Source organism: Halorubrum sp. Boch-26 (assembly GCF_029889805.1).
In the GTDB taxonomy this organism is placed as follows: domain Archaea; phylum Halobacteriota; class Halobacteria; order Halobacteriales; family Haloferacaceae; genus Halorubrum.
In genome coordinates this window covers 1-11,284 of the sequence record NZ_JARANT010000089.1, presented here as the reverse complement: position 1 = coordinate 11,284, position 11,284 = coordinate 1, and the positions used below count along the sequence as shown (strand labels likewise).

The following is an 11,284-nucleotide window of genomic DNA, read 5'->3' as shown; positions in this document are numbered from 1 at the left end:
GAGGCGTGAGGTGCGGGTGCGGTCCCGCGAGTGGAACGAGCGGGAGCATGGAAGTCGCAGCCCGCGCAGCGAACGCAGTGAGCGAGCAGGACCGTCTTCCAGTGGTGCGGGAGGGACTCAAAGGGGCAGCGGGGAGGACGGCGCAGGCAACGTAAGCACCGCAACGAGGAAGCGAACGAAGTGAGCGACCGAGTGAGGCGCGCAGCGAGCGTGCGCCGTCCTCCCCGCTGGGGCTTTGGCGGTGTTCTCCGTCGATCCGGAGTCGGCGATTTATAATTGAGCGGCTGAGGCTCCGGAGGTGTTCACCGATAATCCGGCATCATTCGTTTATAAGTACTCGCCCAGCAACGGCTCGACGCGCTCCTTCGTCTCCTCCGGGATCGCGTCGGTCGGCGTGTTGACGGTGCCCGCCAGCGACGTGTGCGCCTCGCACTCCAAGTCGTCGGGGAGCGTCCGGACCGCCTCCTCGACGGCGGCCTTGATCGCCGTCTGGTTCCGCTCGGCGTTCTCCAGCACCTCCGCGAGCGTCACCTCGCTGTCTTGCTTCCAGACGTCGTAGTCGGTGACGCCGGCGATCGTCGCGTACGCGATCTCGGCCTCGCGGGCGAGCTTCGCTTCCGGGATGGCGGTCATGCCGACCAGGTCCCATCCCCGACTCTTGTAGAACTCCGACTCCGCGCGCGTCGAGTACTGCGGGCCCTCGATGCAGACGTAGGTGCCGCCCTTGACGACGCCGGTGTCGGCGGGCGCGGCCGACTCCGCGGCCTCGGTCAGGTGGTCGACCAGCTCCGGGCTGTACGGGTCCGCGAACGGCTGGTGGACGACGACGCCGTCGCCGTAGAAGGAGAGGTCGCGGCGCTTGGTCCGGTCGTAGATCTGGTCGGGGACGACGAGGGTGCCGGGCTCCAGCTCCTCCTTCAGGCTCCCGACCGCGTTCGACGCGAAGACGTGGGTGACGCCCGCCTTTTTTAAGGCGTACATGTTCGCGCGGTACGGGAGGTCGGTGGGCGAGACGCCGTGCTCGGAGCCGTGTCGGGGGAGGAAGGCGACCTCCGTGCCCGTGTCGGCGAACTCGCCGATCGTGATCGCGTCGCTCGGCTCGCCGTAGGGGGTGTCGTACTCCTCCTCGCGCACGTCGTTCAGGGGAAGCGCCTCGTAGATGCCGCTGCCGCCGATGAAGCCGATGGTGCTCATACGCGGAGTGCGCCCGCTCGCTACTTATAAGGAGTGAACGCGGGCGGCGGGCGGTCGGGCCGCTCGCGGCCGACGCGTCTCACAGCAGCCACCGCACCGCCCCCAGCGCCAGCGCGCTCACGACGAGCAGGTGGACGAGGACGGCGCCGACGGCGGCGCCGCCGACCTCGCGCATCTCGCGGAGGCGGATCGAGAGCCCGAGGCCGACGAACGCGAGGGTGAAGAGGGCGTCCGAGACCCGACCGATCGACTCCAGCGCGGCGGGCGAGAGGAGCCCGCTGTTCGCGACCGCGGCGACCGCGAGGAAGCCGAGCAGGAACTTCGGGAACTCCGCCCACAGCCGGCGCACGCCCGGTTCGGTGGCCGACCGCGCGGTGTACGCCAGCGAGTAGGCGACGGCGACGCCGCCCAACAGGGAGTTGCGCGCGAGCTTCGTCACGGTCGCCCACTGGCCCGCCTCCGGCGAGTGCGCGAACCCCGCGGCCGCGACGGGGCCGGTCGAGAACATGCTCACGCCGGCCCAGACGCCGAACTGGCGGCCGGTGAGCCCGAGCCACTCGCCGGCGATCGGGAACGCGACGAGCGTGACGGCGTCGAAGAGGAGAACGGTCGCCGCCGCGAACGTGATCGCCGACCCGCGCGCGTCGAGCACGCGCCCGATCGCGACGACCGCGGAGACGCCGCAGATGCTCGCGCCGGCGGCCAGAAGCGAGGGCGTCGTCCCGTCGAGCCGGAAGAGGACCCGCGCGATCAGCTCGGCGAGCAGCAGTCCGCCGCCGACCGCGACGACGACCAGCCCGAGCACGGTCGGCCCCGCGGCGAGGAACTCCTCGACGACGACCGCGGCGCCGAGCAGGACGATCCCGGTCTCCAAGAAGAGCTTGTCGACGCCGACCCCCGGTTTCGCGGCGTCGGGCGTTCCGACCGCGTTGCCGACGAGCGCGCCGAGCGAGACCGCGACGACGAGCGGCTGGAGCCCGTCGACCGCGCCGGCGACGAGGTGCGAGAGGAGCGCCCCGGCGGCCAGCAGCGCGAGGCCGGGGAGATACGGCCGGGCGGCGTCGACGACGCCCATCAGAAGAGGCCCGCGGCCTGTCCCGCGAGGTGGGCGGCGACGATCCCCAGCCCGAGCGCGAGCGCCTGCCAGCCGCGGTCGAGCGCGGTCCACCGGTCGGCGAGCGGCGACCCGGTGCCGCGGGTGTCAGTCGTATCGACCGTGTCGCCGTCGGCGTCGTCCGCCCCGTCGCTCGGTCCGTCGCCGGCCTCCGGTTCCATGTCCGCGGATCGGCGCGCTCGATATTTATAAGGACGGAATCGATCGGCGACGCGGGCGTCGGTCGCGCGACCGAAAGAGGCAGGTCCCGGGGCGTCGATCCACGCACATTCGGATGCCGACCACTCAGATCAAAGACCCCGTCCACGGCTACGTGGAGCTGCCGGACGCGCTCGTCGACGGCGTCGTCGACACCCGACCGTTCCAGCGGCTGCGGTACGTGCGGCAGCTCTCGGCGACCCATCTGGTCTACCCCGGCGCGAACCACACGCGGTTCGAGCACTCGCTCGGCGTCTACCACCTCGGGCGGACCGTCTTCGAAAATCTCCGTCGGCAGCCGTACGTCACGCAGAACGTGACGACCGACGAGCTCGAGGAGGTCCAGCGCACGCTGGAGTGCGCCTGTCTGCTCCACGACGTCGGTCACCCGCCGTTCTCGCACCTCTCGGAGGGGTTCCTCGACGAGGGCGTCCTCCGCGAGCGGGTCGTCGACACCGGACTGGTCGACGCCTTCGACCGGGCGGGCGTCGGCGGGGCGCCGCTCCGGTCGGCGAGCCCGCACGAGCTGCTCGGCTGCGTCCTCATCGTCGAGGAGTACGGCGACGCCCTGCGCTCGTTCGACGTGGATCCGTTCGAGGTGTGCGCGTACGTGCTCGGCTACAGCCTCGCGTACGAACGCGGGGAGCCCTGGCAGTACGGGGTCGGCGCACAGCTGCTCCACTCCCCTATCGACGTCGACCGCCTCGACTACATCACCCGCGACAACCAGATGACCGGCGCGGGCGTGTTGAGCTTCGACGTCGACCGCATGGTCGACGCCTACACGGCCCATCCCGAGGAGGGGCTCGCGCTCACCGAGAAGGCGCTCTCGACGATCGGCAACTACCTCGAAGGCCGGATCGCGCTGTACATGTGGGTCACGCAGCACCACAAGGCCGTCTACGCCAACCGGCTTCTCCAAGAGCTGCTCGGCGAGTACGAGCGCGTGACCGGCGAGAGCCCGGTGACGGTCGACGGCGTCCTCTCGCGGGAGCTGGACGACAACGCGGTGCTCGAACGGCTCCGGACCGCCGCCCGCGAGCACCCCGACTCGACGCTGGCGTCGATGTACGACCGATTCCGGGGGCGACGCTTCCCGGCCACCTGCTGGAAACACCGGATCGCGCTCGCCGACCGGATCGGCGGCGACATCGGTAGCGCCGACGAGAGTGACGGTGACGACGACGAGAGTGACGGTGACGACGACGAGGGGGATCGCGATGGGGGAGATCGCGACGGGGAACGCGGCCTCGACCTCGACGACTTCACGGCGTGGCTCACCGAGGGCGACGAGCGACTGGAACGGCTCCTCGCCGACGCGCTCGACGTGCCGGTCCACGAGGTGTGGATCGACCGCTCGTACGTGCCCGCGTACGACCCCGACGAGCTTGAGGACATCCCCATCGCGTACGGCGGGACGACGCGATCCGTCGGTGACTGGGGGCTGTACGGCGACCGCGCGTTCGACGTGCCGATCCCCTTCGTGTTCGTTCCCGACGGAACGAAGCGGCGGGCTATCCGCGTGCTCCGGGAGGCGTTCGAACGGGAGACCGTCGTCGCGACGGGGACGTAGGCGGAGCAGCGACTCCGTCGACCGCGTCGTCTCGCCCGTGATTTATCCAGAGGGGGAACGTACCCGATCGGAGACGCCGAGGCCTCCGGAACCCACGCCATGAACTCCGACGCGAAACAGACCGTCCGGCGGGCGCTCCTCGGAACGCGGTCGTCGCCGAGACGATTGGGAGCCGCGGTAGGGGCGGGGCTGTTCGGTGTGACCGGGCTGTTCGCGTTCGCGTTACACGCCGTCTTCGACGCGAGATCCGCAGTGACTCTGTTGCTGTTCGTCCTGCTCGGCGCGCTGCTCGCGGTCGGCGCCGCGTACCGCGGAAGCGGATTGCTCGTCAGTTCGGCGTTGGTGTTCGGGCCGGTGTACGGACCGTTGACGTTCTACACGTGGCTGATCTCGACGCGGGAGGCGGCTCCCGTGGCGTTCGTGTTGTCGTTTGACGGACACGGAGCGCCGGCGCTCTGGGCGCCGATAGCGGTCGTACTCGTCGTGGTCAGTCACGCGCTGGGAGCGCTCGGCCGTCGAACCGTGAACCGTTTCGGGAATTCGTGAACCAGCTTGGCACGTCGCGAAGCAGTTTGGTAGTTCGCGAAGCAGCTTGGCACGTCGCGAAGCAGTTTGGCACGTCGTGAACCAGTTTGAGGATCGATGAAGGCGGGCTCGCGTGGAGGCGGGCGGTCGTGCCCGATCCGTCATTACTCGCGTCAGTCGTCCGCCTCGACCGGAACGCGGTCGTCCGAATTCGCTTCGTCAGCGTCGTCGCCGTCGGCGTTCGAGTCGGACGCGTCTGCCGTGTCGTCGACGCGCGTGAAGTTCTCGATCGTGGCGTCGCGGAAGGCCTCTTCGTCGAACTCGTGGTCCGCCTCGAAGAAGTCGAGGACGGTCTGCACGTCGGTCATCGCGTTCTTCAGCGCGGTCGAGGCACCCGGCGAGGGCGTGATGTTGAACAGGATTCCGTCGCCGGTGATCTTCGCCTCACCCATGTCGAGCTCCCTGTTCTTCGTGTCGACGATCTGGGGGCGGACGCCGCCGTACCCCTTCGCGCGCTCGATGTCGTCGACGTCGACGCTCGGCACGACCTTCTGGACGTCCGGCAGGAACGCGCGCTTCCCGAGCTCGGGGATGTCGTACACGAGGTTTCGCACGACGTAGGGGAAGAGGATGCGGTCCGAGAGGATGTTGACGTAGCTCAGAATCGACGCGGGCGAGAAACCGAACACGTCGGCGAAGTCGCTCACGGTCGAGAGCTCGCCGCGTTCGAGCGCGGGGACGAGCTTCGCCGTGGGACCGAATCGGGTGACCCCCTGGTCGTGCACGTCGGCGTCGCCGTGGACCGCCGCGAACGGGAGCTTCTTCATCTGGAGCGTGTACACCTTCCCGTTCAGCAGGTCGTCGGCGAGGAAGAAGCTCCCCGCGACCGGCAGCAGCGACATGTCCTCGCCGTACCCCATCTCCTTGGCGAACTGGAGGCTGTGGGAGCCGGCGGCGACGACGACCGCGTCGGCCGCGAAGTCGCCGTCGTCGGTCTCGACGGTGAAGCCGTCGCGGCCCTCGTCGACGTTCTCGACCGCCGTGCCGAGGTGGACGGCGACGCCGTCCTCGGCGCGGGCGTCGTCGACGAACGACTTCGCGACCGCGCCGTAGTCGACGACGTAGCCGTCCGGCGTCTGGAGCGCCTTGAGCTCGGTGTCATGATCTCGACCCTCGACGACGTTCGGCTCCAGTTCCGCGATCTCCTCGCGGCCGATCTCGCGGAGCTTCGGGAAGAGGTCGCCGAACCCGTTCTCGTGGTAGCGCTCCTCCAGCTTCTCGGCCTCCTCGTCGCCGACGCCGAGCACCATCTTGCTCCGCTTGCTGTGCATCTCGCGGTCGGGGTCGGTGCCTTCGAGGTAGCCCGCGAGCAGCTCGGCTCCCTCCTTGACCTCCTCGGCTTTCTCTAAGGTGTAGTTCGTCTCGATATCCCCGAAGTGGAGCGTCTGAGAGTTGTTCGTGCGGTGGGAGTTCACCGCCGCGATCTCGCGCTCCTTCTCGATCAGCGTGACGTCGTCGACGTCGGTGAACTTCGCGACCGCGTACAGAAGCGACGCCCCGCTGATACCGCCGCCGACAATAACAAGATCAGTGTGTTCTGACATGCGTGATGAAAGCTCTCACTCTCCGGAACGAACTCGGCCGTTAACGGTCTTGCTATCTCTCGGCGCTAATCGGCCGGAAGAGGACCTACAGTCGTCGTTTTCGGGGTTCGACGAACGTCGAATTCATCTCTGCAGAGAGGTGGCGCCGCCGAGCTAGTCCTGCGCGGCCGGTCCGTCCGGTGGCTCCGACGCGGGAGCGGGCGGCTCGTGGGTCCCGAACTCGGGGTGAGTCTCCTCCATCCAGACGTACACGACCGCGCCGGACAGGAACATCAGGATTGCGGTCAGATAGAACGCGGCCTCGGCGTTGACGAACTCCATCGAGAGCCCGATCAGGACCGCGCCGACGGCGTAGCCCGAGTCGCGCCACATCCGGTAGACCCCCATCCCGGCCGACCGCCAGGTCGGATGGGCCGCGTCGCTCGGGACGGTCATCAGGTTCGGATACAGCAACGCCATCCCCAGCCCGGAGACGGCGGCCAGAACGGCCCACGGGAGAAACCCCTCGACGAGGACCATTCCGAGCACGCCCGCGCCGGCCAGAAACATCCCGGCGATCACCGGCGGACGCCGACCGATCCGATCCGCGAGCCCGCCGGTGCCGATCTGCAGGAAGTACATCGCGCTGTGGACGCCGACCACGGCCCCGACCGCCGCGATATCGAGCCCCTGACTGAGCAAGTAGAGCGGGACGGCGATCCAGAACAGCGTGTCGACGAAGTTCTCGATGTGACCCGCCTGCGCCGCCGCGAACAGCGTCCGGTCACCGTAGGTCGCTCGCTTTACCACCTCCTTGAACGGGAGGTTCGCGTCGCGAGCGTCGTCGTCGCCCTCTGCCTCCGCGTACTGGACGGTCTCCTTGATCAGGAAAACCGAGATGAGGAACGCCAGGGCCACGACGACCGCGAGGAAATAGAACGGCTCCGGCCGGAGGCTCCACCGGCTGGCGATGACGCCCGTGACCCAGGCGCCGACGGCCACGCCGGTGTAGCCGAACGACTCGTCGATGCCGACCGCGAGGCCGCGCTGGTCGGGACTCGCGAGGTCGATCTTGGCGTTGATCGCCATGCTCCACGTCAGCGCCTGGTTGATCCCGAGCAGGATGTTCCCGACGGTGAGCCAGCTCCAGTTCGGGGCGAAGATGAGGATGACCGGCAGGGGAAGCGCCGTGACCCACCCGGCGACGAGCACGGGCTTGCGGCCGTACTCCTCGCCCCACTTCCCGGCGTAGAGGTTGAGGATCGACTTCACGACCCCGAAGGAGACGACGAACGAGCCGATCACGAGGAACGACTCGACGCCGAGGACGTCCTCTCCCAGCGCGGGGACGACGGTGCGCTCGGACCCGATGGTCAGTCCGGTCGCGAAGACGAGCAGGACGTGTAAGGAGAACTGACCGAGGTGTTCGCGAATTCCCTGTTTGATATCGGTTGCCGTGCTCATGGATCACTCGGCCGCGCAGTTGTTCGGCCCCAGCTCCAGCTCGGCCAGCTCGTCCGTCGGAACCGACTCCTGTCCCACGTTCGCGCGCTTGACGCGCTCGAAGTTCGGCGGGTGGTCCGGGACGTCCGACGCGAGCTCCGCGACGAACGCTTCGCGGTCGCGACCGAGGTCCGCGTTCCGCGCTGTGACTTCTCCGAGCGTCGCGGCCACCGGCGGTTCGGGCGAGCCGGGGTCGTGCGCCGGGAGCACGACCGCGCCGTCCGGCCGGTCCAGCAGCCGCCGGAGGCTCTCGTACAGCGTCGTGGCGTTCCCTTCGACGTCGGAGTCCTCGATGCCGGCCTCGACGCCGAGTTCGACGCGGCCGACGCTGTCGTGGAACAGGGTGTCTCCCGTGAGCAGCGCCGCGCCGCCGCCGACGTCGAACGCGACGCTTCCCTCGCTGTGTCCGGGCGTGTGGATGACTTCGACGGCGAGACCGCCGACGACCACGGCCTGGCCGTCCTCGATCGGCGTCGCGTCGAGCGCGAGCGCGTCCTTCGAGTGGAGGGAGTAGGGGACGCCGTGGCGGTCGGCGAGCGCCGCGGCGCCCGAGACGTGGTCGGCGTGGGCGTGCGTGTCGAAGACGCCGACGAGCTCCGCGCCGTACTCGTCGAGGACCGCGTCGTACTCGTCGAGGTAGTGCGACGGGTCGAAGACGGCGGCCTCGCCGTCCGAGACGAGGACGTGCGAGAGACAGCCCTTGCCCGGGCGTGCGACCTGAACGAGCGCGCCGTCGAGGTCGACGGGCACCTCGGCGTGCCGGTGGACGCGGCTCCACCCGCTCATTCCGTCCGCGAGCGTCACCGCGTCGTAGCCCAGCTCGCGGAGGACCGCCGTCGCGGTCTGCGAGACGACGCCCTCGGCGCAGACGGTGACGACCCGCGACTCGCGGGGGAGGTCGGAGAGCGCCGGCTCGGCGCGTTCGGGGTCGCCGGTCAGTTCGTCGTACACGTCGACGTTGACGCTGCCCGGGATGTGCCACTCCTCGAACTCCGGTTCGTGGCGGATGTCGAGGACGAGGGGTCCCGCGTCGTCGTTTCGCAGCTGTTCGCTGAGCGCGTCCGGCGATATCTCCTGCATCGTACTCAGGAATAGCGGGGACAGGGGGATACGACCGCTGCCGGACATGACCGGCACTGTTAATCAACGGTAGTTCCAAACTCCCCGTATGAGTCTGTACGAGGCCTCGATCAAGGTCAAACACGAGTGCCCGTACCGGGAGATCTCGGAGCGACATCCGGACCTCACGATACGCGAGTGGCCGTTGAGCGACTGTCAGGTGCTCGAGATCACGTCGGAGACGACCCCGACGGACGCGCTGCTCGACGACATCGACCGGCTCGGGACCGTCCTCCACGAGTCCGAGGACGACGACGGGTACCACGTCGTCACGCAGTCCTGCCTCTGTTCGCTCGAGGAGTCCGTCATCGATCGCTTCGAGGAGCACAACTGCCTGTATCAGTCGCCGACGATCTACCGGCAGGGCTGGGAGCACTACACGGTGGTCGCGTTCGACGACGCGGACATCGGGGAGCTGCTCGACGACCTGCGGGCCGACAGGGAGATCGAGCTGCTCTCGAAGACCTCGATCTCGGAACAGCAGATCCCGCACAGCATGCTGGCGCCGGCCAATCAGCTGTTCGAGGACATCACCGACCGACAGCTGGCGGCGCTCCGGTTGGCGCTGGAGCGCGGCTACTACACCCAGCCGCGGGGGACCTCGCTGCGGGAGCTTGCCGACCTCACGGCCGTCGCTCGCTCGACGTACGAGGAACACCTCCGGAAGGCGGAGAACAAGCTGCTTACGAGCGCGGGACAGTACCTGCGGCTGGTGACCGCGATGTCGACGGGCGACCCGCTGGAGGTAGCGGAGACCCGTCGGGCCGAACGGGCGGCCGACGAGGTCAGCGACGGAGACCGGAAGCGCGCCTCGGACTGAGCGCTCACGTCCCGTCCCGCGCGGCCCGATACCGGTCCCGAAGCCGGGAGAACAGCGCGCGGCCCGTCTCGGTCCGGAGGCGGGGTTCGGTCGTCGCGAAGAACTCGTCGAGGTCGTCGTACTCGCGGAACGCGTCCGGGTCGCCGGCGGCGGGGTCGTACCGGTCGCCGCGCTCGTAGATCACCGCCTGCAGGCAGACGTCGAGGAGGTCGCACTCCTTGACGAGCACGGCCTCCGGCGAGTCGCGGGCCTCGTACGCCTCCCACGCGTCGCGGACGCGGTCGGGGAGCGGGCCGGCGAGGTCGCGCATCGCCTCGCGTTCGGCGGCCTCCTTGGCGGCCGGATCCACCGGGTCCGCGGTCGAGTCGGCGCGGGTCGCGACGTCGCCGGTCTCGGCCTCGGCGACGTCGTGGACCACGGCGAGCCGGAGCGCGCGGTCGAGGTCGACCTCGGGGAGGTCGGCCCGGAACCGGTCGCCGAGCGTCAAGACGAGGTACGCGACGCCCCACGCGTGGGCGGCGACCGACTCGGGGGCGTCGACGCCGCGGAGCTGCCAACCCGTGCGCCGCTCGTCCTTGAGGGCGTAGGCGTCGAGGAGGGCGTCGATCTCGGGGTCCGGACCGCGGGCGTCGGGGGCGTCACCGTCCGACGCCGGTTCGTCGCCGGTCATCGCGGACGACTACTCGACGAGCGTCCAAGCTTCGTCGCCGGCGGGGGCGGCCACGTCGCGGCGGACCATCTCGTCGAGCACCTCGCCGAGCCGGTCGGGCTGTGCGACCTCCATCTCGATGCGGCCGATGCCGTGGAACTCCTCGAGGTAGTGCCGGACGGCCTCTCGGTCGAACACCTCTTGGTCGGCGCGCACCATCGCGCCTTCGGTGAGGTCGATCATGTCTTCGAGGAAGTTCCACGGGTAGACGACCCACGTCCACTGTTCGAGTCGTTCGCCGACGAAGTCGGGCTGGAACTCGGAGGTGCCGAGCAGCTGGAGGGTGGCGGTCCGGACCTCGCCGGCGTCGCGGTCCTCGACGTACTCCTCGGCGCGGCGGATCGAGCCGCCGGTGTCCGCGATGTCGTCGATGATGAGGACGTTCTTCCCCTCGACGCTCCCCTCCGGCATCGGGTACCGGATCTGGGGCTCGTCGGTCTTCTCCGCGGCGCCGACGTAGTGTTCCATCTTCAGGCTCGTGAGGTCGTTGAGCCCGAGGAAATCGCAGATACACCGCCCAGCGAACCAGCCGCCCCGGGCGAGCGCGACGACCACGTCCGGCTCGAAGTCGGCGCGCTTCACCTCGTTCGACACGTTGCGGCAGAGCCCGTAGATGTACTCCCAGTTGGTCAGAGTGCAGTCGAAGTCGTCCGGGAGGTTACTCATACGGCCGTTTCTCCCACCCGCGCGCTGATAAGGGTTTAGCAACGGTCCGGAGGGGAGGCGACGAGGGCAAGCACCGCGGCACGACTCACGCGAAAACACCGCGGTGGCGCGCGCCTCCGAGCGCCCCCCGGGCGCGAGGAGCCCGCGCGAGGGAGTCGCGAGGGAGCGGGCGACCGGCGGGAGCCCCGAGCGAGCGACGAGGTTGGGGAGGCGTGAGGTGCGGTTGCGGTGCGGGTGGGTTTCTTTGGGGCTGCCGGGAGGGAGGCGAAGACGACGCACG

The 11,284-nt window shown here is 69.2% G+C and carries 11 protein-coding genes; 3 read left to right on the top strand and 8 right to left on the bottom strand.

Translation table 11 applies throughout. The features are described from left to right. Positions 1–327: 327 nt before the first annotated feature. From mtnP to OQF71_RS11765, 3 genes are all read right to left on the bottom strand, one after another. Positions 328–1,194, bottom strand: coding sequence for an S-methyl-5'-thioadenosine phosphorylase (mtnP, locus tag OQF71_RS11775; protein WP_280587896.1), 867 nt, complete (start codon positions 1,192–1,194; stop codon positions 328–330). 79 nt (positions 1,195–1,273) lie between these two features. Next, the gene (locus OQF71_RS11770; protein ID WP_280587895.1) at positions 1,274–2,269 is read right to left on the bottom strand and encodes a putative sulfate exporter family transporter; all 996 of its coding nucleotides are present in this window, start codon (positions 2,267–2,269) and stop codon (positions 1,274–1,276) included. Next, positions 2,269–2,469, bottom strand: a complete 201-nt coding sequence (locus OQF71_RS11765; protein ID WP_280587893.1) for a hypothetical protein — start codon at positions 2,467–2,469, stop codon at positions 2,269–2,271. The genes OQF71_RS11770 and OQF71_RS11765 overlap by 1 nt, the downstream gene beginning before the upstream one ends. A 113-nt stretch (positions 2,470–2,582) precedes the next feature. Here OQF71_RS11765 and OQF71_RS11760 point away from each other — a divergent pair, with 113 nt between their 5' ends. Then, entirely contained in the window at positions 2,583–4,079 is a 1,497-nt protein-coding gene (locus OQF71_RS11760; RefSeq protein WP_280587891.1) for an HD domain-containing protein, read from the top strand. 99 nt (positions 4,080–4,178) lie between these two features. Further along, positions 4,179–4,625 (top strand): hypothetical protein, encoded by a 447-nt coding sequence (locus tag OQF71_RS11755; RefSeq protein ID WP_280587889.1) that lies wholly within the window; start codon positions 4,179–4,181, stop codon positions 4,623–4,625. A 152-nt stretch (positions 4,626–4,777) separates the two neighbouring features. Here OQF71_RS11755 and OQF71_RS11750 read toward each other — a convergent pair whose 3' ends face one another. From OQF71_RS11750 to OQF71_RS11740, 3 genes are all read right to left on the bottom strand, one after another. Beyond that, the gene (locus OQF71_RS11750) at positions 4,778–6,208 is read right to left on the bottom strand and encodes an FAD-dependent oxidoreductase (protein ID WP_280587887.1); all 1,431 of its coding nucleotides are present in this window, start codon (positions 6,206–6,208) and stop codon (positions 4,778–4,780) included. 153 nt (positions 6,209–6,361) lie between these two features. After that, on the bottom strand, positions 6,362–7,651 hold the full coding sequence (locus tag OQF71_RS11745) for an MFS transporter (protein WP_280587886.1): 1,290 nt from the start codon (positions 7,649–7,651) through the stop codon (positions 6,362–6,364). A gap of 3 nt (positions 7,652–7,654) precedes the next feature. Beyond that, a complete protein-coding gene (locus OQF71_RS11740; RefSeq protein ID WP_280587885.1) occupies positions 7,655–8,770 on the bottom strand; it encodes an MBL fold metallo-hydrolase in 1,116 nt (371 codons plus the stop codon). Positions 8,771–8,858: 88 nt separating this feature from the next. Between OQF71_RS11740 and OQF71_RS11735 the strand changes: the two genes are divergently transcribed. After that, entirely contained in the window at positions 8,859–9,629 is a 771-nt protein-coding gene (locus OQF71_RS11735; protein WP_280587884.1) for a helix-turn-helix domain-containing protein, read from the top strand. Between the two features lie 4 nt (positions 9,630–9,633). Here the strand turns inward: OQF71_RS11735 and OQF71_RS11730 are convergent, their stop codons facing one another. Beyond that, positions 9,634–10,299: an HD family hydrolase gene (locus OQF71_RS11730; protein WP_280587883.1), complete on the bottom strand. Its 666-nt coding sequence runs from the start codon at positions 10,297–10,299 to the stop codon at positions 9,634–9,636. 9 nt (positions 10,300–10,308) lie between these two features. Continuing rightward, a complete protein-coding gene (locus tag OQF71_RS11725) occupies positions 10,309–11,004 on the bottom strand; it encodes a phosphoribosyltransferase (protein ID WP_280587881.1) in 696 nt (231 codons plus the stop codon). Positions 11,005–11,284: the final 280 nt, after the last annotated feature.

What these genes read in the sequence shown, in the direction of transcription:
- mtnP (WP_280587896.1), bottom strand. Translation starts at nt 1,194, where the DNA reads ATGAGCACCATCGGCTTCATCGGCGGCAGCGGCATCTACGAGGCGCTT.
- OQF71_RS11770 (WP_280587895.1), bottom strand. Translation starts at nt 2,269, where the DNA reads ATGGGCGTCGTCGACGCCGCCCGGCCGTATCTCCCCGGCCTCGCGCTG.
- OQF71_RS11765 (WP_280587893.1), bottom strand. Translation starts at nt 2,469, where the DNA reads ATGGAACCGGAGGCCGGCGACGGACCGAGCGACGGGGCGGACGACGCC.
- OQF71_RS11760 (WP_280587891.1), top strand. Translation starts at nt 2,583, where the DNA reads ATGCCGACCACTCAGATCAAAGACCCCGTCCACGGCTACGTGGAGCTG.
- OQF71_RS11755 (WP_280587889.1), top strand. Translation starts at nt 4,179, where the DNA reads ATGAACTCCGACGCGAAACAGACCGTCCGGCGGGCGCTCCTCGGAACG.
- OQF71_RS11750 (WP_280587887.1), bottom strand. Translation starts at nt 6,208, where the DNA reads ATGTCAGAACACACTGATCTTGTTATTGTCGGCGGCGGTATCAGCGGG.
- OQF71_RS11745 (WP_280587886.1), bottom strand. Translation starts at nt 7,651, where the DNA reads ATGAGCACGGCAACCGATATCAAACAGGGAATTCGCGAACACCTCGGT.
- OQF71_RS11740 (WP_280587885.1), bottom strand. Translation starts at nt 8,770, where the DNA reads ATGCAGGAGATATCGCCGGACGCGCTCAGCGAACAGCTGCGAAACGAC.
- OQF71_RS11735 (WP_280587884.1), top strand. Translation starts at nt 8,859, where the DNA reads ATGAGTCTGTACGAGGCCTCGATCAAGGTCAAACACGAGTGCCCGTAC.
- OQF71_RS11730 (WP_280587883.1), bottom strand. Translation starts at nt 10,299, where the DNA reads ATGACCGGCGACGAACCGGCGTCGGACGGTGACGCCCCCGACGCCCGC.
- OQF71_RS11725 (WP_280587881.1), bottom strand. Translation starts at nt 11,004, where the DNA reads ATGAGTAACCTCCCGGACGACTTCGACTGCACTCTGACCAACTGGGAG.